This window comes from Kitasatospora sp. NPDC088783, assembly GCF_044750705.1.
In the GTDB taxonomy this organism is placed as follows: domain Bacteria; phylum Actinomycetota; class Actinomycetes; order Streptomycetales; family Streptomycetaceae; genus Kitasatospora; species Kitasatospora fiedleri.
In genome coordinates this window covers 435,501-460,976 of the sequence record NZ_JBIVKJ010000004.1, presented here as the reverse complement: position 1 = coordinate 460,976, position 25,476 = coordinate 435,501, and the positions used below count along the sequence as shown (strand labels likewise).

The 25,476-nt window shown below is 71.3% G+C and carries 27 protein-coding genes; 12 read left to right on the top strand and 15 right to left on the bottom strand.

What is annotated here, in order from left to right:
- Nucleotides 1-16 precede the first annotated feature (16 nt).
- A complete protein-coding gene (locus ACIP60_RS14620) occupies nucleotides 17-1,072 on the top strand; it encodes a hypothetical protein (protein ID WP_400683657.1) in 1,056 nt (351 codons plus the stop codon).
- Nucleotides 1,073-1,288: 216 nt separating this feature from the next.
- Here the strand turns inward: ACIP60_RS14620 and ACIP60_RS14615 are convergent, their stop codons facing one another.
- The 9 genes from ACIP60_RS14615 to ACIP60_RS14575 form a co-directional block, all read right to left on the bottom strand.
- Nucleotides 1,289-1,849, bottom strand: a complete 561-nt coding sequence (locus ACIP60_RS14615) for a GGDEF domain-containing protein (RefSeq protein WP_400683654.1) — start codon at nucleotides 1,847-1,849, stop codon at nucleotides 1,289-1,291.
- 97 nt (nucleotides 1,850-1,946) lie between these two features.
- Nucleotides 1,947-2,219 carry a hypothetical protein gene (locus ACIP60_RS14610; RefSeq protein ID WP_400683652.1) on the bottom strand — a complete coding sequence of 91 codons (273 nt, stop codon included), beginning with the start codon at nucleotides 2,217-2,219 and terminating at the stop codon, nucleotides 1,947-1,949.
- Nucleotides 2,216-2,434 carry a hypothetical protein gene (locus ACIP60_RS14605; protein ID WP_400683649.1) on the bottom strand — a complete coding sequence of 73 codons (219 nt, stop codon included), beginning with the start codon at nucleotides 2,432-2,434 and terminating at the stop codon, nucleotides 2,216-2,218. Before ACIP60_RS14605 ends, ACIP60_RS14610 begins: the two co-directional genes overlap by 4 nt.
- Complete coding sequence (locus ACIP60_RS14600) at nucleotides 2,431-2,625, bottom strand: hypothetical protein (protein WP_400683647.1); 195 nt, start codon at nucleotides 2,623-2,625, stop codon at nucleotides 2,431-2,433. The genes ACIP60_RS14605 and ACIP60_RS14600 overlap by 4 nt, the downstream gene beginning before the upstream one ends.
- 57 nt (nucleotides 2,626-2,682) lie before the next feature.
- Nucleotides 2,683-2,937, bottom strand: coding sequence for a hypothetical protein (locus ACIP60_RS14595; RefSeq protein ID WP_400683644.1), 255 nt, complete (start codon nucleotides 2,935-2,937; stop codon nucleotides 2,683-2,685).
- Between the two features lie 140 nt (nucleotides 2,938-3,077).
- Complete coding sequence (locus ACIP60_RS14590) at nucleotides 3,078-5,261, bottom strand: cell division protein FtsK (protein ID WP_400684180.1); 2,184 nt, start codon at nucleotides 5,259-5,261, stop codon at nucleotides 3,078-3,080.
- Nucleotides 5,262-5,409: 148 nt separating this feature from the next.
- Nucleotides 5,410-6,243 carry a phosphoadenosine phosphosulfate reductase gene (locus tag ACIP60_RS14585; protein ID WP_400683642.1) on the bottom strand — a complete coding sequence of 278 codons (834 nt, stop codon included), beginning with the start codon at nucleotides 6,241-6,243 and terminating at the stop codon, nucleotides 5,410-5,412.
- Nucleotides 6,240-7,217, bottom strand: a complete 978-nt coding sequence (locus ACIP60_RS14580) for a DUF2637 domain-containing protein (protein ID WP_400683639.1) — start codon at nucleotides 7,215-7,217, stop codon at nucleotides 6,240-6,242. The genes ACIP60_RS14585 and ACIP60_RS14580 overlap by 4 nt, the downstream gene beginning before the upstream one ends.
- Before the next feature lie 109 nt (nucleotides 7,218-7,326).
- Nucleotides 7,327-7,608 carry a hypothetical protein gene (locus tag ACIP60_RS14575; protein WP_400683637.1) on the bottom strand — a complete coding sequence of 94 codons (282 nt, stop codon included), beginning with the start codon at nucleotides 7,606-7,608 and terminating at the stop codon, nucleotides 7,327-7,329.
- Nucleotides 7,609-8,067: 459 nt separating this feature from the next.
- Between ACIP60_RS14575 and ACIP60_RS14570 the strand changes: the two genes are divergently transcribed.
- The 3 genes from ACIP60_RS14570 (at nucleotide 8,068) to ACIP60_RS14560 (ending at nucleotide 10,886) form a co-directional block, all read left to right on the top strand.
- Nucleotides 8,068-8,916, top strand: coding sequence for a GntR family transcriptional regulator (locus tag ACIP60_RS14570; protein ID WP_400683634.1), 849 nt, complete (start codon nucleotides 8,068-8,070; stop codon nucleotides 8,914-8,916).
- Entirely contained in the window at nucleotides 8,913-9,617 is a 705-nt protein-coding gene (locus ACIP60_RS14565) for an HAD family hydrolase (RefSeq protein WP_400683632.1), read from the top strand. The genes ACIP60_RS14570 and ACIP60_RS14565 overlap by 4 nt, the downstream gene beginning before the upstream one ends.
- Nucleotides 9,618-9,716: 99 nt before the next feature.
- The gene (locus tag ACIP60_RS14560) at nucleotides 9,717-10,886 is read left to right on the top strand and encodes a restriction endonuclease (protein ID WP_400683630.1); all 1,170 of its coding nucleotides are present in this window, start codon (nucleotides 9,717-9,719) and stop codon (nucleotides 10,884-10,886) included.
- Between the two features lie 1,096 nt (nucleotides 10,887-11,982).
- Here ACIP60_RS14560 and ACIP60_RS14555 read toward each other — a convergent pair.
- The gene (locus ACIP60_RS14555; protein WP_400683627.1) at nucleotides 11,983-12,192 is read right to left on the bottom strand and encodes a helix-turn-helix transcriptional regulator; all 210 of its coding nucleotides are present in this window, start codon (nucleotides 12,190-12,192) and stop codon (nucleotides 11,983-11,985) included.
- A 539-nt stretch (nucleotides 12,193-12,731) separates the two neighbouring features.
- Between ACIP60_RS14555 and ACIP60_RS14550 the strand changes: the two genes are divergently transcribed.
- The 5 genes from ACIP60_RS14550 to ACIP60_RS14530 all read left to right on the top strand — a co-directional run bounded on the left by ACIP60_RS14550 (nucleotide 12,732) and on the right by ACIP60_RS14530 (nucleotide 18,245).
- Nucleotides 12,732-13,562: a hypothetical protein gene (locus ACIP60_RS14550; RefSeq protein WP_400683624.1), complete on the top strand. Its 831-nt coding sequence runs from the start codon at nucleotides 12,732-12,734 to the stop codon at nucleotides 13,560-13,562.
- A 161-nt stretch (nucleotides 13,563-13,723) separates the two neighbouring features.
- A complete protein-coding gene (locus ACIP60_RS14545) occupies nucleotides 13,724-15,199 on the top strand; it encodes an APC family permease (RefSeq protein ID WP_282206198.1) in 1,476 nt (491 codons plus the stop codon).
- Between the two features lie 49 nt (nucleotides 15,200-15,248).
- Entirely contained in the window at nucleotides 15,249-15,683 is a 435-nt protein-coding gene (locus ACIP60_RS14540; RefSeq protein WP_400683622.1) for a hypothetical protein, read from the top strand.
- A gap of 10 nt (nucleotides 15,684-15,693) precedes the next feature.
- A complete protein-coding gene (locus tag ACIP60_RS14535) occupies nucleotides 15,694-17,052 on the top strand; it encodes a dipeptidase (RefSeq protein WP_400683620.1) in 1,359 nt (452 codons plus the stop codon).
- Nucleotides 17,053-17,126: 74 nt separating this feature from the next.
- Nucleotides 17,127-18,245 (top strand): aminopeptidase P family protein, encoded by a 1,119-nt coding sequence (locus ACIP60_RS14530; protein WP_400683618.1) that lies wholly within the window; start codon nucleotides 17,127-17,129, stop codon nucleotides 18,243-18,245.
- 46 nt (nucleotides 18,246-18,291) lie between these two features.
- Here the strand turns inward: ACIP60_RS14530 and ACIP60_RS14525 are convergent, their stop codons facing one another.
- The gene (locus tag ACIP60_RS14525) at nucleotides 18,292-19,179 is read right to left on the bottom strand and encodes a LysR family transcriptional regulator (protein WP_400683616.1); all 888 of its coding nucleotides are present in this window, start codon (nucleotides 19,177-19,179) and stop codon (nucleotides 18,292-18,294) included.
- A gap of 134 nt (nucleotides 19,180-19,313) precedes the next feature.
- Between ACIP60_RS14525 and ACIP60_RS14520 the strand changes: the two genes are divergently transcribed.
- Both ACIP60_RS14520 and ACIP60_RS14515 read left to right on the top strand, forming a co-directional pair.
- A complete protein-coding gene (locus tag ACIP60_RS14520) occupies nucleotides 19,314-19,670 on the top strand; it encodes a YybH family protein (protein ID WP_400684177.1) in 357 nt (118 codons plus the stop codon).
- Nucleotides 19,671-19,854: 184 nt separating this feature from the next.
- Nucleotides 19,855-21,072 carry an Ig-like domain-containing protein gene (locus tag ACIP60_RS14515; RefSeq protein ID WP_400683614.1) on the top strand — a complete coding sequence of 406 codons (1,218 nt, stop codon included), beginning with the start codon at nucleotides 19,855-19,857 and terminating at the stop codon, nucleotides 21,070-21,072.
- A gap of 180 nt (nucleotides 21,073-21,252) precedes the next feature.
- On the opposite strand, the gene ACIP60_RS14510 is transcribed toward ACIP60_RS14515, so the two are convergent.
- From ACIP60_RS14510 to ACIP60_RS14500, 3 genes are all read right to left on the bottom strand, one after another.
- Entirely contained in the window at nucleotides 21,253-22,182 is a 930-nt protein-coding gene (locus tag ACIP60_RS14510; protein WP_400683612.1) for a GlxA family transcriptional regulator, read from the bottom strand.
- Between the two features lie 106 nt (nucleotides 22,183-22,288).
- Complete coding sequence (locus ACIP60_RS14505; protein ID WP_400683610.1) at nucleotides 22,289-22,840, bottom strand: GNAT family N-acetyltransferase; 552 nt, start codon at nucleotides 22,838-22,840, stop codon at nucleotides 22,289-22,291.
- Nucleotides 22,837-23,412, bottom strand: a complete 576-nt coding sequence (locus tag ACIP60_RS14500) for a helix-turn-helix domain-containing protein (RefSeq protein WP_282206206.1) — start codon at nucleotides 23,410-23,412, stop codon at nucleotides 22,837-22,839. The genes ACIP60_RS14505 and ACIP60_RS14500 overlap by 4 nt, the downstream gene beginning before the upstream one ends.
- A 590-nt stretch (nucleotides 23,413-24,002) precedes the next feature.
- On the opposite strand from ACIP60_RS14500, the gene ACIP60_RS14495 reads away from it, so the two are divergent.
- Nucleotides 24,003-24,785, top strand: coding sequence for an SURF1 family protein (locus tag ACIP60_RS14495; protein WP_400683607.1), 783 nt, complete (start codon nucleotides 24,003-24,005; stop codon nucleotides 24,783-24,785).
- 22 nt (nucleotides 24,786-24,807) lie between these two features.
- Here ACIP60_RS14495 and ACIP60_RS14490 read toward each other — a convergent pair whose 3' ends face one another.
- A complete protein-coding gene (locus ACIP60_RS14490; RefSeq protein ID WP_400683605.1) occupies nucleotides 24,808-25,461 on the bottom strand; it encodes a hypothetical protein in 654 nt (217 codons plus the stop codon).
- Nucleotides 25,462-25,476 lie beyond the last annotated feature (15 nt).

Sequence of the window (25,476 nt, the reverse complement as noted above, 5' to 3'; positions counted from 1 at the left end):
CGGTTAGAGTCCCGGCATGGTGAACCATGACCTTGAGCTCATCCCGGGGCTGCTGACCACTCGGACCGAAGTTGCCGCGGCACTCGGCGGCGCCAAGTACGGCGGAATCGAGGAGGCGGTCGAGTCCAACGCGGTGATCGTGTACTCAGACCCGAAGGTCGGAGAAAAGCACGGTTACACCTTCGACGGGCAGGCCGAAGACGACGACCGTGGCCAGCTGTACCTGTACACGGGTGAAGGACCGTACGGAGACCAGGTCTTTACCAGCGGGAACAAGTCCCTGCAACGGCACCGTGAGGATGGCCGTGTGATCCACCTGTTCGTGGCGAACGGGCCCCGACTCGACCCGGTCACGGGCAAGAAGATGAAGGGGGGCAAGCAGCAGCGCTACATCGGGCAGATGATGCTCGACCTGGACGAGCCTTTCGAATTCCGCCGCGCACCGGGTAGGGACGGGGTGGAACGGCAGGTCATCGTATTTCACCTGCGGCCCGACCCGAAGGCGCCGCATCCGCCGAAGTTCTTGCCTCAGGATGCGATCCCTCCGGCCACGGCGGACACGGTGGTCGAGCTCGACTTCGAGGCGACCCCCGAACCCGTGGCCGCCGGCAAGAAGAAGCCTTCAGCGGGGCCAGCGTCTAAGCAGATCGAGACGGAGGAGCACGCCACCGACACAACGGTGGCGAACATCCCAGGCGGCCCCCGGACGGTGCAGCGCCGGGAAGGCCAGTTGGTTAAGGCATACAAGGCGCACTTGGAAGCTGCTGGCCACATCGTGAAGCGCTTCCAGCTCTCCGCGGAAGGCGTCGCTGGAACGATGAAGACCGATGCCTACGACGTGACCGACAACGTCCTGTACGAGGCCAAGGGAACCGTCCGGCGCGACGATGTCCGTATGGCCATCGGCCAGTTGTACGACTACCGGCGGCACGTTGACGTTCCCACCGGCATGCGCCTTGCCGTTCTTCTCCCCGGCGATCCTGGAAAGGATCTGCGCAGCCTGCTGGATAGCCTGAACATCATGCTGGTGTTTCGCACCGACGACGGTTTCGAAGGCTTCCCTCTCGCCTAACCGAGCTAATCGGGGTCTTCGGCGTTGGTGTCGACGAACAGCAGGGTGGTGCTGGCCGCGCCGTGGGTCTGAACGATATGGCGGGCGGCGGCTCAGCTGGTGATGCCGCCTGACCACATGACCACGTGATGGGGCTTCATTCTGCGAACTCTTCAAAAACAGACGTCAGTTGACTGTTGATCGAGGTCGCGGTACCAGCCTCATGAGATGGCACATCTAGGCGGCGGGCTGGGTGCGCTGCCAGCGGCGCTGGGTGGTGTCGGTGTCGGGGGTGTGCTGGTGCCAGCCGCCGCCGTTGTGCTTGGCGTGGTACATCGCGGTGTCGGCGGCGGCGAGGGCGTCGCCGACGGTGGGCTGGGGAAGGTCGGCGAGGCGGGCGACGCCGATGGAGGCGCCGACGCGCAGTTCGGCACCGTCCCACGGGATGGGGGCGGACAGGGCCCACTTGAGCTTGCTCATGGTGAAGGGCACCCGGTGCTGGGGCAGGGTGGTGATGACGGCGAACTCGTCGCCGCCGAGGCGCGCGGCGCACCCGTCGGTGCCGGAGATGAGGTCGAGGGCGTCGGCGGCGGCGCGCAGGATCGCGTCTCCGGCCTGGTGGCCGCAGGTGTCGTTGACCTTCTTGAAGCCGTCGAGGTCGATGAGGATGACGGCGGCCTCGGGGTGGCGGGCCAAGCGCCGGGCGGCCCGGGTGAAGCCGTCGCGGGTGGGCAGGCCGGCGAGCGGGAGGGCGGCGGCGAGCGCGAGGCGGGCGGTGTGGCGCTGGACGGGGTCCATGCTGGGCTCCTGAGTTCGGGAGGTGCCGGTTCAGGGCCCGGGCCCGCCGAGGGTCGGTTCGGCGGGCCCGGGTTGGTGCAGGGGACCGGGTTGCGGGTCAGGCGGCGCGGCGGGTGTGCAGGTCGATGACCGGGGCGAGGCGCATCACCGGGGCCGTGCTGGGGAGGGGCTCGCCGCCGTCGGGCGGGACGGGCGTCGCGTCGTCCTGCTCGGCGGCGGTCTCGCGCTCGTAGGCGGAGAGGGCGAGGACGGCGCGGACCCGGGCGGAGTCGGCGGCGGCGCCCCGGATGCTGTAGGCGTAGGCGGCGCCGGCCAGCAGGGTGGGGGTGACGATGACGGCGGCGGCGATCAGGTCGGTGGTGGTGCTCATCGGGTTCCTCCGTTGCGGGCGGCGAGGGCGAGGAGGTCGAGCAGGTTGAGGCCGAGCTGGTGGGCGCGGTGCTGGATCGCGTCCCAGGAGGCGGGGTCGATGTTCATCAGCGCGGCCAGGGCGGCGGCCGGGTTGTGGTTGGCGGCGGCGGTCAGCGCGTCGCGCAGGTGGGCGGCGGCCAGCGGCCGGATCGCCGGAGCGGCGGCGATGTTCACGCGCGGACCTTGCCGATCGCGTCGAGGAGCGCGTGCAGGAGGTTGTTGATCGGTCCGGCGGCGCCGGTGGAGGCGAGCAGGAAGCCGAACAGCGCGGCGACCAGGGCGGAGCCGAAGCCGATGCTCTTGGTCTTGAGGAGGAAGGTGAGGGCGATGCCGAACAGCAGGGCGAGCGAGATCGTCAGGGCCATGACACGGCCTTTCGGTCGACGGCCCGAGGGCCGGAGCGGGACGAGCAGGGGGAGGGTTCAGCGGGTGCCGGCGCGCCAGGTGCGGTAGGCCAGGTTGAACAGGTGGCGGCCGAGGCGGATGCGCTTGCCGACGCCCTTGCAGCGGCGGCAGGTCTTGCCGCGCTTGGGGTTGCCCCGGCGGTCGGTGGTGAGGGCGAAGCCGAGGCCGGTGCACTTGCGGCAGGTACCGAACGGGCTGGCCGCACACACCATGGCGTAACCGAGGGTGACGATCAGGGCGGTGGCTATCGCGGGCAGTACCAGGGGGGTCAACGGGGCCTCCAGGGCGGTTTCCGGGGTTCTCGCAGGTGGCGCACTAGGAGCTAGGTTGCTGATCAAAGGGGTTTTGGGCCGCTAGCGGGGGTGCTAGGTCTAGCGGGGTGTCCGCTAGACCTAGCACCCGATCCGGGCGGTCAGGCGCCGCGCTTCTTGTCGCGCTCCGTGACGGCCTTGGCGATGTCGTCGCGGGTGATGCCGCGCCGGTTGGCACCCTTGCCGTCCTCGGTGGTGCCCCACACCTGGCCGGTGGTGATGCCGTAGGGCTTGAGCGCGGCCACCAACTGGTCGGCCTTCGCGCGGCCCTCCAGCTCGGCCCACGGCCCGTAGATGTCCGGCCGCAGCTCCGCCAGGCGCGAGACGACGGTCTCGGACCAGAGCTTCGGCTCGTCCGGGCCCATCACGGCGAGGACATCGGCGAGCAGGTCGTAGGAGACGGCGGCGGCCGGGGCCGCGTCGCTCTGGCCGGCGGCGAAGCCGGACAGCAGCCCGGCGCTCTCGCGGGCTCGGCGGCCGCGCGCGGCGATCGCCTCGGCCATCGGCGCGTCGGCGAACACCGCGCGCACGATCTGGGCGTCCGCGCCCTCGCCGCCAACGAAGTAGGCGATGCCCCGGTCCTCCCGGGAGAACGTCGTCGCCCGCACGCCCCGCTTGTAGGAGGAGGTGCCCAGCACCATGTCGTTCTCGACCTGGCCCATGACCTTCAGACACAGGCGCAGGATCGCGTTCGCCGAGATGCCGGTAGGCAGGGATTTGGCGTCGGGGCGCTGGGTGGCCAGCAGCAGCACGATGCCGGTCGCGGGGCCGCGCTTGACCAGGTCGGTGCAGATCTCCTCGAACTCGACGCCGTGCTTGGGGTGTTCGAACCACACCTGGCACTCGTCCACCCCGACCACGATCGGGTGCAGCTTGAGGGACTTGTTGTCCGCCAGGGCGCTGGTGACCTTCGACTCCGGGCAGATGTCGCGGGGCAGGGAGCGGATCACCTTCGTGCGTCGGCGCAGTTCCTCGCGCAGTTCGCGCATGTCGGCAATCGCGTACTCGATGTCGTCCTCGTCGTCGCCGGCGCGGTGGCGGTGGCTGACCTGGTTGCCGACGGGGTCGAGGTCGCCGGTGCCCTTGAGGTCGTAGGTGTGCAGCTCGGCGCGCGGGTCGAGGGCGGCGATGAGCAGCAGCAGCCGCAGCAGGAAGGTCTTGCCCATGCGGGGGACGGCACCGATGATCCCGGAGATGAACATCAGCGTGACCATCACCCAGTTGCCGCGCTGATCGGTGGCGAACGGGACCGGGTCGAACAGGTCCACGGTGCCGGAGTTCGCGAGCGGCCAAGCGGGCATCTTGGCCTTGGCCATGTCCTGGTCGCCCACCCACAAGACCATGCGGCCGGGGTGCTCACCCCGGGCCTGCTCCGGCCACACCGTCCCGATCGGACGCCGCAGACCCGAGGCCAGGCGGCCCCGGCGCTCCATCACGTCGGTGACCTCCACCCCGGGCGGCAGTTCGACATCCGCGCGCCAGCCGGGGCCGTCGCGAGTGATCGGCGCGGGGAAGGTGATCCCGGAGTTCTTCGACTTCGCCGAGGTGATCGCCCCGATGCCCAGCGACTCCAGCGCCGCGACGACCATGTCGGAGGTGAGCTTGGGCGCTTTGGTCTTCACCACCGCCCGGCCGATCAGCGGCTCGTCCGCCGGCGCCCCCACCGCACCGAGGGCCAGCACCACGCCCGCGGCCAGGGCGAGCAGGGTGGCGGTGGAGGTCATGACCAGCAGGACGACGGTGGCGGTGAGGCCGAACACCGAGCCCAGCAGCATGATGATGCCGCGTAGGCGGACGCGGTGGTCGCGCTGCCGGGAGAGCTTGAGGTACAGCTCGGCGTCCTCGCGGCGCGCGGCGGCCGAGCGCAGCGGCTGCCCCTCGGCGTCGGAGGCCCACCGGCCCAGGAACGACAGGGTGCGGGCGGTGCCGCGCGGGGAGCGGGCGGCCAGCTTCGCGGCGTAGAGGGGGGCGCGGACGGCGTGGTAGGCCACCGAGTGGCCCACGTGGCCGCCCACCCACTTGAGCTGGGTGCGCAGTTCCGTCTTCGACAGCAGCCAGGCCGGGAGGATCGGGCGGCGCGCGCCGGCCGGGGTCGGGAGCGGGACGGCGGGCGCCTGGTCGACGTAGACGGACGGCAGCTCCTCCCCGTTCTCCCCGTTCTCCTCGTTGTCGGCGAGGGTGGTGGGGGCGGCGGGGCGGCGTTCGGCGCGGGCCTTGTCGAGGTCGAGGACCTCGCCGCGGGCGACGGCTTCGGCGTCGGCGGCCATGGAGGCGGCGAGCAGCATGAACAGCTCGTCGTCACTGCCCGGGTCGGGCAGGTTGTTCTGGTTCACTGGGGCTTCCTTCCTCACTGCGATCGTGGTGCGGAAAGGGACCCCGGGACGGTCGGCAGCTTGCCGGCGAGACGGCCGCCCCGGGGGGTGTATCTGCTGATCAGGTCATGCACCATCCGGAGTCGCACAGCCCGTCGTCGAGCTGGTCGAGGTCGAAGAGGGTGTCGACGCCGTCGGGGATGGCCCGGCGCAGGGGCCGCCCGAAGCGGGTCAAGAACACGTGGTCCTTGCCGAGCCGGTCGCGGCGCTCGTTGAGGAGCTCTTCGAGCCGGCACGCCTTCTCGAAGAGTTCGGGCTCGCTGCGGCGCATCTCGTGCCAGGTCTCGGGCCGCTTGAACGGGCAGAACCAGCACGAGGACTTCGGCGGGACGGGCAGACCGGCATCGCGGATGACGCGCATGCAGTCGGCGCGGCGCAGGCCCAGGGTGAGCAGGGGGTAGTCGATGCGCTCGTGCGGCTCGCAGCGGCGGTTGTTGGCCCGCTCGATCTCGTCGACACTGATGCCGATACCGACGGTGGCGGGGGCCTCGGGGGTCGCGCCCCGGCGCTTGAGTTCCCGCCCGATGACCTTGATCTTGTAGTCAGCGGTGCAGGAGCGGGTGCCGGGGGCCCCGTTGGACATGCGCACCGGGATCTTCAACGACTTCGAGCCCTCGCGGGTCAACTCGCCGAACAAGGTCCGGGTCTCCTTGGAGCGCACCATCACCCGCTCCAGCGTGACCAGTTCGAGGCCGTGGGCGGCGGCGAACGGCCGGGCCACCTGGTCGACATAGACGATGGTGGCGGGGTTCTCGGAGTCGTCGCCGACGTTGGAGAACAGGAACATGCGGTAGTCGATCCGGCCCTGCGCGGCCAGCACCAGAGCCGCCATCGACTGCACCCCGCCACCGAAGGAGAACGACCTCAGCGGCTCTGCCGCGTTGCTGCCGTTCATGCCGCGTTCCGGAACGGCTGCTCGGTGATCAGGTCGTAGAAGTTCTCGATCTCGCGGTACTGGGCGGCGACCCAGCCGGTGGACCAGCCCGTCAGCTCGGCGGCACGCCGCTGCGGAAGCTTCGCCATCACCGCGTGCCCGACGATCTCGCGCGCCAGTTCCTCCGGCAGCTTCTCGGTGGCCGGCGGACGGGACAGCAGCTCGGCGCGGCGGGCCTTGACCTCCTCCTCCCGCCGGCGCTCACGCTCACGCTCGGCGTGCTCACGCTCGCTCGCCTCGCGCTCACGGCGCTCCCGCTCCGCCTGTTCGGCCGTCTGCCGGCGCTGCTGCTCGGCACGCTCGGCAGCCTCTCGCCGGGCGTTCTCCTCGCGCTCCTCGCGGGCCATCCGGGCTTCGTGCTCACGCTGCTCACGCGCTCGCCGGTCCTCGCGGTCCTCGGCCTCACGGCGGCGCCGCTCGGCGGCTTCGAACTCCTCCAGCCGCTCCGCCCGCTCCCGCTTCCGCTCCGCCTCGGCCCGCTCCCGGCGCTCTTCGCGCTCGGCGCGCTCAGCGGCCTCACGGGCGCTCACGGCCCGTGCGATGGCCCGCCGGTAGGCGAGGGAGGTCTCCGCCGTGACGATCAGCAGCAATGGCGCCACCGCGTGCACGGCGACCCCGACCACGTCCCGCTCCAGCGCGGACATCCCCACGTTGAGCAGCACCGTCGCCAGGCCGGTCATCCAGCGCAGCACCACCGGCCACCGGCCGCCGTCCCCGTTGAGCAGGGCCAGCAGGCCGTCCATCCGGACCACGATCACCACGGCCGCGTCCACCACGATCGGCAGGATCGGCGCCGTCCACGCCCAGTCGGGCGGGGTGTGCGTGACCATCAACGGCGTCACCGTGAGCATGCTGTACAGCACCGCCCCGAAGGTGATCGCCCACGTCCCGAAACTCAACATCCGCTCCGCAGCGCGGGTCTGCTGCGGCGTCACCAACCGGCTCACCGCACACCCCGCTTCCCGCCCGACGAACGGGCGATGAGCACGAACACGCCCTTCGTGAGCACGAGCAGGCGGCGGTGAGCACGCCGCTTGAAGGCGCTCACGCCGCCACCCCGCGCACCACGGTCTTGCGGGCGGCGGCCCGGCGGGCGGTGAACAGCGGGACGGGCGCCGAGGCCATCAACCGGCGCGCGTAGGCGGCCAGCTCCGGGTCCTCCCGGTCCAAGTCCGCCAGCACCGCCGACGCCACGTCCACCCGCACCCAGTACTCGGCCGCCGACTCGCCCGGCACACCGGCGAACAGCTCCGAGTCCACACCCAACGCCAGCTCCGCGAACTCCTGCGAGTCCACGGCGAACTGCCCTGCGACAATCGACCTCACGGGTCTCTACCTCCTGAATAGGTGAGCAGGCCCGGAAGGGCTGGCGCGCGCCCGGCCAAGGAATGCGCGCCAGCCCGCCCACGGGCCTGATGAAAGACAGCAACCCGGCGCAGTCGGCGCCGGGGCTGTCGGCGAACGGGGAGGGAATCGCACCCTCACCCCCGCAGGGGCCCACTCCGGGCCGTCCGTTCGGTCTGCCTCCGCCTCACCCCAATCACCTCCTCACGCGGGGCTCTCGGCGGGACCAATGGAGTTGTCAAAGAACGAGCGCTTCCTTCAGGGGGCTGTCACCCCACCCCTCCAGGCACGTTTGTGCAGCTCAGAGCAGCCCGAAGAAGGCCCCTCTGCGTCGCTCCCGCATCTCTCGGTTGCGACACACTCAACATAGACAACCTGCCTAGGCAGGTCAAGAGAGTTGGGTTTCTCGCGTGTGTTGGGCATCTGCCTTAGCATGGGTGCATGAGCCTTGACCCGGATGACTCCCGCCCGCCGTATCAGCAGGTCAGCAGCTCTTTGCGGGCCTCGATCCTCACGAAGAAGCCCGGTTTCGAAACCGGCGACAAGCTCCCATCCGGCCCCGAACTCGCCAAGCATTTCGGCGTGGCACGCGGCACGATCGACAAGGCCCTTGACCTGCTCCGAACCGAGGGGTTGATCGTGACCCGGCAAGGCAGCGGGTCCTTCGTACGGGAGCGCACGTCGCGCCCGGTCGGCCTTCGCCCCCACCTCGAAGCGGCCTTCGAGCAGCAGCAGGTAACCCTCGACTTCGCAGGCTTCTCCAGCGAGACGCTCCACAACGCCCTTCAGGAGCCGCTCGACAAAGTGCGCTCTGGACGGCTGGCCCCCGAGTCCATCACCGTGCGACTCCTGCTGCCGGACACGTCCGAGCCCATGGCCGTGCCCGTCCTCGTGGATGGGCTCAAGGATGAACCCGCGCTCCGGGAGCGTGCGCGCAACATCGCGCTGACGAACGCCGGCGGCATCGGCCACTCGGTCGAGATGCTGGCGGAGCTTGGTCTCGTCCAGTCGGCCACGGTTCAGGTGAAGGTGCACCGGGCGTCCAGCCTGTTCAAGCTGTACATCCTGAACCGCTCAGAAGCGTTCTTCGGCTTCTACCCGCTCCGGGAGCGAATGGTGGCCATCAACGGCAACGACCACACGTTCTACGACGTCACCGGCAAGGACACCACTCTCTTCCACCACGCCGCCGGTCCGGATGATGCCTCGCTCGGATCGCAGTACGTCCAGCAGGCGCAGATGTGGTTCGACAGCGTGTGGTCCACGATCGCGTACGAGCGTCAGCCGTGACCGCCCCGCCTCCCTCGCTCGCCGACGTGCTTCGCCCGGTGAAGCACGTCCTGCTGGATTTCGACGGCCCCGTGTGTTCGGTCTTCGCCGGACTACCTGCGCCTGAAGTCGCGCGACGCCTCCGTATGGGCCTGCTAGTTGCCGACGAGCAGGCCCCGAACGAGAGCGAGGTCGAGAGTGACCCGCTCGCCCTGCTCCATCTCATCGCAGACGCGCGGCCAGACCTTGCGGCAGCAGCAGACAGTGCGCTTGCGGCGCTTGAGACCGAGGCCGTTCTGAGCGGTCGGCCAAACCCGGGCGGCGAATTGGTCCTGCGCGCGTGCACCAGGTCCGGCCGCTTCGTCTCGGTAGTGAGCAACAACGCGGGCGCCGCGATCGAGGCATACCTGACCGATCAGGGGCTCAACGGCTACGTGGCCGGCATCTTCGGTCGGGTCCCGGGCGATCCTTCGTCCATGAAACCGAACCCGCGTCTGCTCCTGGAGGCGATGGAGTCGGCTGGCAGCAAGCCGGAGGAGTGCATCTTCATCGGCGACGCAGCCCGGGACGTAGAGGCTGGCCACGCGGCCGGGGTGGCGACCATCGGATACGCCAACAAGCCAAAGAAGGACGCGAAGCTAGCTGCAGCCGGCGCTATCGTCGTCGTTGACTCTATGAAGCTCATCGCCGAGACGCTCCTGCGGCGGCCTGCGGCTGGCTGAAGAGCAGCAGCAGACGTGGGAACTCGTCCTGTCGGACGCCGTCTGTACCGTCTCAGCACTGCTGACGGAACTCGTGTCGGCCTGTCGAAAGGCAAACTCGTGGATCTCAACGACCTGCTGAACGCGTTGGACCGGACCTCAGCCAACCTGACCAAGCTTGAAGCCATCTGGAAGCGGGCGGAGTCTTTCATCCCCGACGGGCCGGTAAGGGGGTCACACCCCGAGTACGACGACCTCTGCCGGGCATGGACAGACCTTCTGCCCGGGCTGCCCCCCATTGACGATTGGACCATCACCGAGCCGCTTCCTGACATCGACGCGCTCGGTCAGGCTTTCATCGACTACTTCGAGATCAGCGAGTTGCCCCACGCTGTCCATGAGGCTGGCGAGAAGCCGGGAAAGGATCTTGCCGACTATCGTTACCGCCTCAATCGAGCACGTCGGCGGGCTGCTCGTCGCCGACTTGAGGAACTGATCTTGATCATTGACTCGGCCCTGCCGCAGATGCTCCAAGACGTACCGAGGGATTCGCAGGCACGGCTCGAAACTCCGAAGGTAGCGCAGGTCACGGATGCCATCGCCGAGATCGAACGTCTTCTCGGCGACACCGCAGACCGGCACGGGCGGTGGGGTGACCTGCATCGCCACATGCACTTCGGGCAAGGGCACGATTGGCATGACATCGCCGAGTTTGACTGGCCAAGCGTCCTCGCCGATGTCACTGCGGGCCTCCACTCAGAAGCAGACCCACTCCCCGTGCCGGACATTGACCTCGGACTTGCCGCATCCGGTCAGCTGACTGGGCAAGCCTCTGTTGCCCTTCCGTGGGACCGCTTGGACGACGATGGGTTCGAGCGGCTCCTCTATAACCTGCTGCGAAGCTTCCCCGACCATGAAAACGTGCAGTGGCTGATGCAAACGCGCGCTGCCGACCGAGGGCGAGACCTCTCCATGGATCGCGTTCTGCGCGACAGTACCGGCAACACCCGTAACGAGCGGGTGATTGTTCAGGCGAAGCACTGGCGCAAGCGTTCCGTCGACCCTGCGGAGGTGGCTGCCACAGTCGCGAAGGTACAGACCTGGACTCAGCCGCTAGTGCGCAGCCTGATCATTGCCACAAGCGGACGCTTCACGGCCGATGCGGTGAGTTGGGCTGAGCAGCACAACGAGAAGGGTAGCTTTCCCCAGGTCGAATTGTGGCCTGAGAGCAGGCTTGAGGCGCTGCTCGCCCAACGCCCGCATCTGGCTGCCGCTCACGGTTTGCGGTAGAAGAAGGTCTCAGTTGTGGTCTCATTCGCCACAGTTCAGCGGAGTACATCAGGGCCCCCGGAACCCGTCCCCACCTGCGGCCGGAACGTCAATGGCCTTCGCTGAACAGTAGGTCACAGGCCTCGAAAGTGTGTGGGGCAACTTCACTGTGGGTTCGAATCCCACCGCTACCGCCACTGAGCAGTAAAAAACGAAGGGCCCCGACTGGTCTCAGTCGGGGCTCTTCGTCATGCCGGTCTCAGTCTTGGCCTCGGTTCCCCTATCCATGGCCGTCTCTAACGGTCCCTTGAGGTCCGCCGATCTGGGCTGAGGTCGGCCACGGACGACGACTGGGCGAACTCGTAATGCGCGAGCCATTATCGACCACTTTCCCAAAAGAATCTATCTCTTTTGGTCGGAATCGGTCATCCTGTAGCGCTTTCCGGGAAATCACTCGCTATCCAGCTGCACTCAGGTAACGTCGTATCGCCATCAGCATGGAGCGGTACGACATCTACTCCCTGCTGACAAGACACCGGGTTTTCCACGACCCCCGGCGGCCGGCCCGTTGGGCCCTTACTTTTAATTTGCCCCTACTATCAAATTCTGAGTGCAGCATTGAAATCTGAGTATCTTGGATGTCGACAGGAACTCAGTTCAGACCATAGCTATGGTCGGACTGAGCCTGTTAAACATGGAATCCGGTCCGGCCTCCCAAAGGGAAAGGGCCAGCGGGCCGGTGGACTGGGAAAAGATCACACTGCTAGCAGTAGGGGCATTCGGGCTCATGGGAATGACCCTGATGCTCCTCGTTGACCTGCTTCGGCGAGTGCCGGACTTGATCGCCGCTATCCGTGCGATCCAGAGGTCAGCCAGGGGAGCATCGGAAGTCATCGAGGACCCGACCGAGATTGGAGCCCCGCCAGGGCCTATGCGGAACCAGTAGGTATTGCCCTGCTGCGGCCCCTTGCAACCCACGCGATCCACGGCCTGCATGCCGTGGATCAGCGGTGGACCAGGCTCGCACTGCGAGCACCCTGAGCCCTCGCGTCGCAGGTCATGTCCGCAGTTCGCAACTACTGTCGATAATCTTGAAAGCTGTCATGGCTAATGAAGATCATGTCTGAGGGTTCTTGGCCTCCGTGGCTGCGGCGGCCTCTAGGACTGCTGCGACCTTCGGGAGGGTCACGGGTGAGGGCACGGCCCTACCAACGATCCAGGCAGATACAGCCGCACGTGTTACGCCTACCTGCTCAGCGAACTCTGCTTGCGTGAGGCCAGCTCGATGAAGTTGCCGACCGAGCCATGCGCCGAACTTCTCGTCCACTTACCTCAGCCCCCATCATGCAGGAAGGATCAGGGTCCGACTGCCGGGCTCTGTCTTCGCGCCCAAGCTCGGCTGAACCAGCACCACGGACCCTCAGCCGAGAGGTGACGGCACGCTGATGAACGTGTCGCCGGCCTGCGGCCACTCCATGGCATCACAGCTGGGAGAATCTCGGGAGAAGATCTTGGGATTCAATGTCCAACTGACCTACCTGCAACAACGATGACCAACGCTGCGACCTGCGGTGTTATGAATTTGCGCAGGGTATGTGGGAGCCCGAACCTCATTCGGGACGAAGAGGCCGTGGGTTCAAATCCCGCTACCCCGACTTCGTAGGAGTAGGCAAGGGCCCTGCCGGAGAGATCCGGCAGGGCCCTTCCTCGTTGTACGGGTGGTGGCCTGCGGGGTGGGTGTGGGGCGTCATCCGAGGGGGGCTTCGGGGGCGTTGTGGTGGGCATGAACGTGTACGCGATGGCGCAGGTGTTTCCGGATGCGCAGGAGCAGACGAGCGTTCCTTCTGCCTGGACCGGGACCGGAGCGTGTGGCACGTCCAGTTGTTCGGGGTCGAGTGCATCGACGGGAACCAGACCCTCGGGGTGGCCGAGCGGCACGCGCCGGACCTGTCGCCCGAGCACCTGGCCCGGGCGGTGGTGGACGTGCGGATCGTCACCGGCGAGGCGCGGGAGCGGGCCCGGGCCGCGCACGACCGGGCGCACCTGTTCCAGAACCCGGCGACGCCGCAGGACCTGTTGGTGCGCAACCCCGTGATGCGCGGCTTGGCGGACGGGTTCGCCCGCCGGGGCGTCCTCTTCCGGTTGCGGCGGGGGGCGGTGTGGAGCGGGCCGGTCCGGGAGTCCTACTCGGTGGGGGAGGCCACCACCGCGCTGGCGCTGCTCGTCCGGGAGGCCGGGCCGGAGCTGGGGTTCCTCGCGTTGGACCGGACGGGCCGGAACGAGGTGTGGCGGGACCAGTCGAGCCGTGAGTTCAGGTCGCTGTTCGACGAGCGGACCCGGGTCGACGGGGTCCGGACCGCGATCGCGGTCCGGCGGGCGGTGCTGGACGAGGTGGAGGCGATGAGCCGGGTCCGGTCGAAGGCCCACTGGCACCTGCTGGCCGACGCTCCCGACCTGGTGGTGTGGGCGGTCGGCCGTGAGCTGCCGGTCGAACTGCTGCACCGGGAGGAGCCGGAGGTCCACGCGGCGAGGTGGGAGGGGATCATCCGCCACGACGTGCCGCTGCTGACCCGGCGGAAGGCCGACCGGCTGGTCGCCGGCTACGAGCGGCTCCGGCCGCGGAAGGTGCACGACTCGAAGGAGGTCGGGCGGCTGGAGTGGTGGAACAGGATCCTGCGGGCGGCCGGCGAACTCTAGCGATCCGCACCCGGTCCCGACGGCCCGTCAGGGCGGGCCGTTGGGCCGTTCCGGTGAGGGGGGAGGGGGTGGTGACGGGTTATCGGATGCGGGGCGGGGGCGGGGGACCGAGGGTGGGGGGGCGGGCTCCGGTGGGCGGGGTCGGCGGGAGGAGGCGGTGGATGAGCGCGGCGGATGTGCCGAGTCCGGAGGGGGCGGCGGCGGTTGCGGGGAGGCGGGTGAAGGCGGTGGCGGCGCCCAGGATGACCTGGGTGACGTTGGCGCTGATGACGACCAGTTCGGTGGCGAGCCTGCGGTCGTCGCCGACGATGGCGGTGTACGGGCTGGCGTGCGTGTTCCTGTACGTGGTGCCGGCGATCGTGTTCCTGCTGCCGACGGCGCTGGTCTCGGCGGAGCTGGCGTCGGGCTGGGAGGGCGGGGTCTACAACTGGGTGGCCCAGGGGCTGTCGAAGCCGTTGGGGTTCCTGGCGGTGTGGTGCCAGTTCGCGATGACGATCTTCTACTACCCGAGCCTGCTGGCGTACGTGGCCAGCACGATCGCGTACGTGGTGGACCCGAGCCTGGCCAGCAACGGGCTGTACACCGCGATCGTGATCATGGTGCTGTACTGGACCGGCGTGTGGGTGTCCTCGCGCGGGACGGACGCGGTGGCGGGCCTGGCGTCCTGGGGGCTGATCATCGGGACGCTGATCCCGGGCGCGCTGCTGGTGGTGCTGGGCTTCGTGTTCCTGGGGCAGGGCAACGGCTCGGCGGCGCCGATGTCGGCGGACCACCTGCTGCCGGCCTGGACGGGCCTGGCGAGCCTGGTGCTGATCGTCAACAACTTCCTGAGCTACTCGGGCATGGAGATGAACGCGGTGCACGTCTCCTCGCTGAAGAACCCGGGCAGGGAGTTCCCGCGCTCGATGTTCCTGGCGGTCGGCCTGGTGCTGCTGATCTTCATCCTGCCCGCGCTGGCGATCAGCTGGGTGGTGCCGGCCGACCAGCTGTCGCTGACGGCGGGCGTGATGCAGGCGTTCGACGCGTTCTTCCAGTACTTCCACATCGGCTGGCTGACGCCGCTGATCGCGGTCGGCCTGGTCGCGGCCTCGCTGGGCGGCATGCTGACCTGGCTGGCCGGCCCGTCGAAGGGCCTGCTGATGATCTCCCGGCAGGAGGGCTACCTGCCGCCCTCGCTGCAGAAGCTGAACAGCCACGGGGTGCAGCAGAACATCCTGGTCGCGCAGGGCGTGGTGACCACGGCCATCGCGCTGATGTACGCGCTGATCCCGAACGTCTCCAGCGTGTACTGGATCTTCTCGGTGATCACCACGCAGGTGTACCTGATCGTCTACCTGCTGATGTTCCTCGCGGCGATGCGGCTGCGCCGGCTCCAGCCGGACCACCCGCGCGGCTACCGCGCTCCGGCGCTGGGGGTGCTGTGCGTGGTGGGCCTGCTGGCCTCGGCGGCGGCGATGGTGATCGGGTTCGTGCCGTCCTCGCAGTTCGGCGGCGGCAGTGTCTGGGCGTACATCGGGATCGTCGGCGGCGGTCTGCTGCTGCTGGGCGTGATCGTCCCGTTCGGCTTCCTGAAGGCCAGCAAGCCCGAGTGGCGCGACCCGGCGGCGGCCGCGGCCATCGAGGAGGAGGCGGCGTGAGCGGGCGGAACGGACGGAGCGGGCGGAGCGGGCGGAGCGAGGTGGGCGGATGAGCACCCGGATGGCTTCCGAGCACAGGTGGATCTACGTCGGCGCGATCGTGGTGCTGGTCGCGATGGTGGTGATCGGCCTGGTCACGTTCACCCAGCAGCACGCCACCAACGAGTCGTACCGGAAGGCGGACGAGCTGATCACGAAGCTCCAGGAGAACGGCTACCCGACGCCGGACCGCGGCCAGGTCGCCCGCACCCTGGGGACCGACGGCGGCGCGGTGTGCCAGGACCCGGCGAGTTCGCTGAAGACCGGCCTCAAGCGGTTGCAGATGTCGAACGGGGCCGACGGGCCCGGGCAGCGGCCGGTCATCGTCGCCGCCCGGACGGTGCAGGCGGAGGCGCTGGTGCTGAGCGTCTACTGCCCGGACCAGTTGGACGGCTACCAGGAGAAGATCAAGGACATCAAGACCGATGACACGGTCCGGAACTGAGGGGGAGCAGATGAGCACCGACACCGAACTCGCCGCCCGGATCGCGGCGTTGATGCCGCGGGCGAAGCGGGACCTGGCCGAGCTGGTCGCCATCCCCTCGGTCGCCGACCCGCGGCAGCAGCCGCCGGAGAAGTGCCGGGAGGCCGCCGAGTGGGTGGCCGCCGCGTTCACCGAGGCCGGCCTGCGGGACGTCCGGCTGGCGGAGACCCCGGACGGCAGCCACGCCGTCCTCGGGCACCGCCCGCCGCCGCCCGGCGCGCCGACCGTGCTGCTGTACTGCCACTACGACGTGCAGCCGCCGCTGGACGACTCCGCCTGGACCACGCCCCCGTTCGAGCTGACCGAGCGGGACGGGCGCTGGTACGGGCGCGGCACCGCGGACTGCAAGGGCAACATCGTCATGCACCTCACCGCGCTGCGGGCGCTCGGCGACGACCTGCCGGTCGGGATCAAGCTGGTCGCGGAGGGCTCGGAGGAGCAGGGCACCGGCGGCCTGGAGGCGTACGTCCCGCAGCACCCGGAGGACCTGCACGCGGACGTGCTGCTGGTGTGCGACACCGGCAACGCGGCGGTCGGGGTGCCGACCGCGACCACCTCGCTGCGCGGCCTGGCGAACGTCGTGGTGACGGTGCGGACGCTGGCGTCGGACATGCACTCCGGGATGTTCGGCGGCCCCGCCCCGGACGCGCTGGCCGCGCTGGTCCGGATCCTCGACTCGCTGCGCGACGCCGAGGGCGGCACCCGGATCGACGGGCTGGAGAACGGCGGGACCTGGGAGGGCGTCGGCTACGACGAGCAGCAGTTCCGCGCGGACGCGGGCGTGCTGGAGGGCGTCGGCCTGACCGGCTCCGGGACGGTCGCGGACCGGCTGTGGGCCCGCCCGGCGGTGACGGTGCTGGGCATCGACTGCGCGCCGGTGGTCGGCTCGGCGGCGGCGATCCCCGGCACCGCCCGGGCCCGGGTCAGCCTGCGGGTGCCGCCCGGCATGGACCCGGGCGCCGCGCAGGACGCGCTGACCGCCCACCTGGTGGCGGCGGCGCCGTGGGGCGCGCGGGTCACGGTGGAGCCGGAGTCGAAGGGCTCGCCGTTCAAGGCCGCCACCGACGGCGCGGCGTACGGGGCGCTCGACCGGGCCGCCCGGGAGGTCTACGGGAAGCCGCTGTCCTTCCTCGGGCAGGGCGGGTCGATCCCGCTGTGCAACGTGCTGGCGGCGCAGTACCCGGAGTCGGAGCTCATCCTGATGGGCGTGGAGGAGCCGCGCTGCCTGATCCACGCGCCGAACGAGAGCGTGGACCCGTCCGAGATCGAGCACATGGCCCGGGTGGAGGCGCTGTTCCTGCGCCACTACGCGGCCGCCGCCCACCGCTGACCGCCCGCCACCGACCGTCCGCCGCTGACCGCCCGCCCGCCGCTGACCGCCCACCGCTGATCGAGAGGGAGCACATGCCCGAGCCGTTCACCACCGCCGACTTCCAGGCCCGGATGGCCCGCGCCGCCACCGCCGCCGCGGACGCCGGGCTGGCCGGACTGGTCGTCACCCCCGGCCCCGACCTGGCCTACCTGACCGGCTACCGGCCCACCGCGACGACCGAGCGGCTGACCGCCCTGGTGATCGCGGCCGGGGCCGAACCGGTGCTGCTGGTACCGAAGTTGGAGCGCCCGGACGCCGAGGCGGCGCCGGGCGCGGAGGCCGTCCGGATGGCCGACTGGACGGACGGCTCCGACCCGTACACGGCGCTCGCGCCGAACCTGGACGGCCGCGGCCGGTACGGGATCTCCGACAACGCCTGGGCGATGCACCTGCTCGGACTGCAGCAGGCGCTGCCGGGCAGCTCGTACGCGGCGCTGACCGACGTGCTGCCGATGCTGCGGGCGGTGAAGGACCACGACGAGCTGGAGCGGCTGGCCGCGGCCGGGGCGGCGGCCGACCTGGCGTACGGGGAGATCCTCGGGGCGGACTTCGCCGGGCGGACCGAGAACCAGGTGGCCGCCGACCTGGCCGCGCTGCTGGTCAAGCACGGACACAGCCAGGTCGACTTCACCGTGGTCGGCTCCGGTCCGAACGGGGCGAACCCGCACCACGAGGCCGGGGAGCGGGTGATCCGGCGCGGCGACACCGTGGTGCTGGACTTCGGCGGGCTGAAGGACGGCTACGGCTCCGACACCACCCGCACCGTCTTCGTCGGCACCGAGCCGCCCGCGGAGGTGCTCGCCGTCCACGACCTGGTGCGGCGCGCCCAGCAGGCGGCGTTCGACGCCGTCGCGCCCGGGATGACCTGCCAGGACATCGACCGGGTGGCCCGCAAGGTGATCACCGACGGCGGGTACGGCGAGTACTTCATCCACCGGGTCGGCCACGGCATCGGGCTCACCACCCACGAGCCGCCGTACCTGGTCGAGGGCGAGACCCAGCCGCTGGTGCCCGGGATGTGCTTCTCGATCGAGCCGGGGGTCTACCTGCCGGGGAAGTTCGGCGTCCGGATCGAGGACATCGTGACCGTCACCGAGGACGGCGGGCTGCGGTTCAACGGCACGCCGCACGAACTGGCCTTCGTGAACTGAGGGGTGGGAGGGGACGGGCCGCCGGAGCGCCTCCGGCGGCCCGTCGTCACGCCGGGAGGTGGAAGGCGCGGCGCAGCGCGGAGAGCAGGGCGCGCAGGGCCGGGGGTGGGGACGGGCGGTTGACCAGGGCGAGCAGCGCCGGGGTGGTCAGGCCGCGGACCGGGACGGGGACCAGGGCCGGGAAGGCCGCGGCCATCGAGCGGCTGAGCACGGCCACGCCCAGGCCCCGGACGGCCAGGTCGGCGATCGCGGTGGCGGCGCCGGCCTCCAGGGCGATCCGGGGGGTCAGGCCGCGGGCGGCGCAGTCCCGGTCCAGGACGGCGCGCAGGCCGGTGCCCCGGGGCATGCAGACCAGCGGGTGGGCGAGCAGCTCGGCGAGGGTGGGACCGTCCCCGTCCCCGTCCAGCAGGGGGTGGCCGGGCGGGACGGCGGCGACCAGGGGTTCGCTGACCACCACGTGCGCGTCCAGGCCGTCGGGCGCGGGCGCGGGGCGGCCGATCAGGGCGAGGTCGAGGGCGCCGGAGCGGACGGCCTCGGTGAGGTGCTCGGAGTCGTCCTCCAGCAGGGCGAGTTCGACGCCGGGGTGGGCCCGGTGGAAGGCGGCCAGGCCGTCGAAGAGCGGGGTGAGGGTGCAGCCCGCGACCATGCCCAGGCGCAGGCTGCCGCGGACCAGGTCGGTGACCTCGCCGACCGCCTGCCCCACCGCGCGGGCCGCGGCCAGCGCCTGCCGGGCGTGCTCCAGCGCCGCCTTGCCCGCCACCGTGAGCGTCACCACCCGGGCCGAGCGGTCGAACAGCTCGGCGCCCAACTCCCGTTCCAGCTGCCGGATCTGGGCGCTCACCCCGGACTGGCTGATGTGCACCCGCTCGGCGGCCCGGGTGAAGTTGCGCTCCTCGGCGACCGCGACGAAGTACTCCAGCTGCCTCAACTCCATGCGTACTGATTCTAGGCGTACTGGTTCTAGTGGCGAGCAGAACCAGCTGTTGGACTTCCGGTACGGGCGGCGGAAGGCTGGAGGCACCGCAGGACGACGACCAGGAGGCAGCGGTGAACGCGTACGAGAAGGCGATGCGGCCCGAGGACCTGACCCGGCTGTTCGTGGAGCGCTCCAACGCGGGCGACGCCGCCGGGGTGGCCGCGCTGTACGAGGAGGACGCGGTGATGGCCTACCCGCCCGGGCAGTTGACGGTCGGCCGGGCCGCGATCCAGGCGCTCTGGGAGCGGGTCCTCGCCCACCGGCCGCGGTTCACGCCCGAACCGCCGCTGCCCACCCTGGCCGCGGACGGCATCGCGCTGACCGCCACCCCGCCCAAGGACGGCGCCGGGGCCCGCGCCCAGGTGGTGCGGCGGCAGCCGGACGGCAGTTGGCTGCGGCTGCTGGACCAGCCGGAGTTCCAGCGTCCGGACGGCGAGGGCGAGGGCTGACGGCGGGTGGCGGGTGGCGGGTGGCGAGGGCTGACGGCGGGCGTACGGGCGGGCGGGCGGCCGTGCGGCCGTGCGGCCGTGCGGAATCGTGACACTTCTCGGGGCCGGCGGCCGAAACCCGGGCCTCCCTCGGCGCGTGTACCTCTTCCGGAAGACCGGATGGACCGGTTGGAGGGGGGCCGTCGTGCGACGGGTTTCGATGATGGGCGCGGTGCTGAGCGGGGTGCTGCTGCTGGCCGCGTGCAGTGCCGGCGGGAGCGGGGGCGGGGACACCGGTGCCGGGGGTGACTCCGGCGGGGCGGGCCGGGGCGGGGAGAGCGGTTCGGCGCGGGCCGAGGCGTCCGCGGCCGTGCTGTCGATCGAGCCGGGGGACGGCGCGAAGGACGTGGCCCCGGGGGCGGTCAAGGTCTCGGTGGCGACCGGCAAGCTGACCGGCGTCACCGTCACCGACCAGGACGGCAAGCCGGTCGAGGGCGCCCTCGCCCCCGACGGCCTCACCTGGACCCCGGTCACCGGCGGGCTCTCGGTCGGCTCCACCTACCGGGTGAACGCCGAGGCCACCGACGCCGACGGCGTGGCCACCGCCGCCACCAGCACCTTCACCACCCTCGTCCCCAAGAAGACCACCAAGGTCAAGGACAACGTGGTGACCGACCAGGACTTCGGCGTCGGCATGATCATCTCGGTCGACTTCGGCGGCGTGAAGGTCAAGAACAAGGCGGCGGTCGAGCAGGCCATCGTGGTCGAAGCCTCCGACGGCACCCAGGTCAGGGGCCACTGGTTCGAGAACGACACCCGGCTCGACCTGCGCCCCGCCGAGTACTGGAAGCCCGGCACCACCGTCCAGGTCCACCTGCGCACCAAGAGCGTGGAACTGGCACCCGGCGTGTACGGCGCGACCCAGCGCGACGAGCACTTCACCATCGCCCGTTCCCGGATCAGCGAGGTCGACGCGAGCACCCACCGGATGGTGGTCAAGGAGGACGGCAAGCCCGACCAGACCGTCCCGATCGTCGCCGGCACCGACGACAACCCCTCCTGGAACGGCACCATGGTCATCTCGGCCAAGAACCGGATGGAGAGGATGACCTCCGAGGGGCAGGTCGGTCTCAAGGGCCCCGGCTACGACACGGTGGACCCGCACGCGATGCGCCTGACCTCCTCCGGCACCTACCTGCACGGCAACCCGGAAGCCTGGGGGGTGGCCGGCCACGGGAACATCAGCCACGGCTGCATCGGCATCCCCGACACCCCGGAGGGCGACGAGAACTCCCCCGCCGGCAAGGTCTACGCCGCCTCGAAGATCGGCGACGTCGTGATCGTCCGGAACTCCGTCAAGAAGCAGCCGCTCGACCCGGCGAACGGCCTCAGCGGCTGGACCCTGCCCTGGTCGCAGTGGTGACCTCGGCCCCGGTGCAGCGGCTTGGCGGCGGTAGGCGCCAGCGGATGCGGCAGCGGTAGTCGGCGGTGGACGCCGGCGGTAGGCGGCAGTAGGCGGCGGTAGGCGCCAGCGGGTGCGGCGGCGGTAGGCGCCAGCGGGTGCGGCGGCGGTAGGCGCCAGCGGGTGCGGCGGCGGTAGGCGTCAGCGGGTGCGGCGGCGGTAGTCGGCCGGGGTGGTGGCCAGGGTGCGGGCGAAGGCCCGGCGCATCGCCTCGGCCGAGCCGTAGCCGCAGGCCCGGGCGATCTGCTCGACGCCGTCCCGGGTGTCCTCCAGGCGGCGGCGGGCCGCCTCCAGCCGGGCGCCGGCCACGTAGCGGCCGGGGGTGACGCCGACGTCCGCGGTGAAGACCCGGGCGAACTGGCGCGGCGACAGCGAGGCGCGGCGGGCCAGCGACTCCACCGACAGGTCCGCCTCCGGGTGCTCGGTGATCCAGCGCTGCACTTCGCGCACCGGGTCCCGTTCGGAGAGCTGCGCCGACAACTGGACCGAGAACTGGGCCTGGCCCCCGGGGCGGCGCAGGAACACCACCAGCTCCCGGGCCACCGCCAGCGCGACCTCCCGGCCGAGGTCCTCCTCGACCAGGTGCAGCGCCAGGTCGATGCCCGCGGTGACCCCCGCCGAGGACAGGAAGCGCCCGTCCCGGACGTAGATCGGCTCCGGGTCGACAGTCAGCTCGGGGTGGCGGGCGGCCAGCGTCGCGCAGTGCCGCCAGTGGGTGGTGACCCGGCGGCCCGCCAGCAGGCCGGCCGCGGCGAGCAGGAAGGTGCCGGTGCAGACCGAGACCACCCGCCGGGCGTCGGCGGCGAGGGCGGCGATCCGGGCGGACAGCTCGGGCGCGACCTCGCCGCGGGCGCCGGTCCCGCCGGGGACCAGCAGGGTGTGCGCGGGGGCGGCCAGGTCGAGGTCGGTGTCGGGCAGCAGGGTGAGACCGCTGCTGGTGCGCACCGGACGGCCGCCCGGCGAGGCGGTGGTGACGTGGTAGCCACCGCCGTGGAACACCTCCAACGGGCCGCTGACGTCGAGGCTCTGCACCCCGTCGAACAGGACGAGCAGCACACTGCGGGTCGGCATGGCCCCATGCTGGCGGGCGGGGGCGGTGGCAGCAAGGACACGTACCCCACCTTTTCTGCCATCGAGCGGCGGGCGCGGGGGCGCTGGGCGCGGGGGCGGGTGCGGGTCAGCGGTCGGCGGGGTGGTCGAGGCGCTTGTAGTAGTAGGTGGTGTCGGCGAGCGTTCCGTCCGGGGTGGCGGCGTGGTCCGGGACGGTGCCGAAGGCGGTCCAGCCGGCGGTGCGGTAGAGGTGTTCGGCGGGGCTGCCGGTCTGGGTGTCGAGCAGGAGCAGGGTGGTGCCGGTGTCGCGGGCGGCCCGCTCGGCGTGGGCCAGCAGGCGGCGGCCGAGACCCGCGCCGCGGGCGGTGCGGTGGACCAGGAGCTTGGCGATCTCGGCGCGGTGGCGGCCGTTCGGCTTCTCCTCGCGGATCAGCGAGACGGTGCCCAGGGCCCGCCCGGCGGCGTCCTCGACCACCCAGAGCAGCCGGGTGCCGGCGGCGACGGACGGACGCAGGCCGTCCCACCAGGCGGCGGCCTCGTGGTGGGCGGTGCGGTCCAGGAAGCCGACCGAGGCGCCGTCAGCCACCGCGTCCAGCAGCAGGTCGGCGAGGGCGTCGCGGCGGGCGTCCAGGGCCTCGGGGGTGAGCAGCAGCGGGGTCGGGGTCGAGGTCGGGGTCATGGCAGCACCAGGGCGATCAGGTAGCGGACGGGGTGGGGGCCGGGGCAGTGGAAACCGGAGGTGCCGTGCAGGCGGTAGCGGAGGCAGTCACCCGCGGCGAGGTGGTGCACGGTGCCGTCCAACTCCAGGTGCAGCTCTCCGTCCAGCACCCACAGGTGCTGCTCCAGGCCGGGGACGGGCGGGGCGTCGTAGGAGATGACCGCACCCGGCGGGAGGGTGCCCTCGACCAGCTCGGCGCGCAGCCCCGGGTGCGGCGGCGAGACGGAACGCCGGACGAACCCGGTGGCCGGGTCGTGCCAACGCGGCTGGTCGACGGCGCGCAGCAGACCGGGCGGCTCGGCCTCCACCTCGGCCAGCAGCCGGGAGACGGTACGGCCGTACGCGGCACAGAGCCGACCGAGCTGGGCGGCCGTGGGGCTGAGCTCGGCACGCTCCAGCCGGGACAGCGTGGAACGGCTGACGCCACTGCGCCGGGCGAGCTCGTCCAACGACCAGCCCCGGTCGGCGCGCAGGGCGGCGAGACGGGCGGCCAGGCGGTGGTCCTCTTCGCCCGGGAGGTCTTCGTTTCTCACATCAGGGAGGATATCCCGGATGAGAGAGGGAGGGGTGGGGAGGGGAGGGGTACGCCTGAGGACCGGCCACAGGTCGGCGCGGGGCAGGGCGGTGGGCCAGGCCAGGGGGCTGGGGGCAGACGGTCGACCGAGGCGGGCAGCACCGGGGTGGTCGGACCGCCGACGGAGGCCCGCGCCGGGAAGGCTGCGGCCACCGGGTGGCCGGGCCCGGCCGCGCCGAGGTCCTGGGCGGTCGCGGGCCGCGCGGCGGTGGTGCAAGGCCGGCACGCGGGCCAGCGCGCAGGCCCGGGCCGGGACGTCCGGCGGCAGGGTGGTGGTTCGCCCCTCCCGGAGACGCCGCCCGGGAAAGGGGACGCGGCAGCGGGCGGCCCGGCCGTAGTCGTGGTGCGGGCCCGGGCCGGGACGTCAGACGGCAGGAGGATGACTCTCCCACCCCGGCAGGGGCCCCGGCGGCAGGCGGCAGGGGCCGTGGTGCGGGCCGGGGCGTCCGGCGGCAGGGCGGCGGCTCTCCCCCCTTCCGGGGCGTCGCGGCGGAGGGGTGGTGGTGACCCGCGAGCGGGGGAGATGTCAGGAGTGGTTACCGTGGTGGGGTGTACCGGTTCCTGCTCAGCCCGCGGTGGCTCGTCGGCACGGTCGTCGCGGTGGCGGCGATCGTGGTCTGCCTGATGCTGGGCACCTGGCAGCTGGACCGCTTCGAGTCCCGGGTCTCGACCCATCAGGAGAACGACCGGGCGGCGGCCGCCTCCGCGCGGGCGGACGTGGAGCCGCTGGCGGCGGTGCTGCCGGACGGGGCGGCGAAGGTCGGCACCGACACGGTGGGCCGGGCGGTGCGGGTCACCGGCGCGTACGACGGCGCGCACCAACTGCTCGTTCCGGACCGGACGGTGGACGGGCGGCAGGGCTACTACGTGCTGACGCCGCTGGTCACCGACGGGGGCCGGGCGGTGGCGGTGGTGCGCGGCTGGGTGGCGGGCGATCCGGGGGCGGTGCCGGCGGCGCCGGGCGGGCAGGTCAGTGTGACCGGCCGGTTGCAGGCCCCGGAGAACAGCGGCAGCGGTGGCGCGGTGGCGGGCGGTCTGCCCGCCGGGCAGCTCGGCACGATCAGCCCGGCCACCCTGGTGAACGTGCTGCCCTACCCCGTGTACGACGGCTGGGTCGCGGCGGACGACGTCCAGGCCGGGCTGACGGCGGTGCCCACGGTGCAGCCGCAGGGCGGGGACGGGCTGAGCCTGCGGGCGTTCCAGAACCTGGGCTACACCCTGGAGTGGTTCGTCTTCGCCGGGTTCGTGGTGTTCATGTGGTTCCGGCTGGTGCGCCGCGAGGCGGAGGCCGCCCAGGACCGGGCCCTCGGACTGGACCCGGTCCTGGACTGACCCGCCGCCGGTCGGTGCCCCGTCAGCGGGACTTCGACGGCGACGGTGCCGCGGCCGGGGACGGGGGCTTCGACGGCGGCCCGGTCGGCAGCCCCGTCGCGGGGGCGCTCGCGCCCGGGGTGCCGCACGGCACCGGCGGGGCCGCGGCGACCGCCCCGGTGCCGGTGGGCGCGGGCGAGGGCGTGCCGGTGACCGGGGTGGCGCAGTCGTCCTCGAAGTCGCCGCCCACGATGCCCGGCGCGGGCGACGGGTTGCCGCAGTCGTCGACGTAGTCGTCGGTGCGGGTGGAGCCCGTGGTGCGGTGGTGGTAGTGGTGCACCACCGTGCTGCCGCCGCCGCTGTAGTGGGTGACGCCGGAGCCGCTGGAGCCGGTGGTCTTCTTGGAGCCGGAGCTCTTGGAGCCCTTCGAGCCGCGGCTGCTGGAGCCGCCCTTGGAACTGCGGCTGCCACCACCGCTCTTGGCCAGCACGACGCTGCCGGTGTCGGCACCGGCGAGCACCGGCCCGCGAGCAGCGGCGTTGCCGCTGCCCGTGCCCGCGAGCGTGAGCCCGGTGTCGGCGGTGACGGCTCCCGCGGCCTGGACGCAGTCGTGGCTCCCGCTGTTCGACGAGCAGCCGGCCGCGGTCAGCAGGACGGCGCCGACCGCGACGACGGCCAGCGCGGCGCGTCCACCCATCAGTTGTCCCCCTTG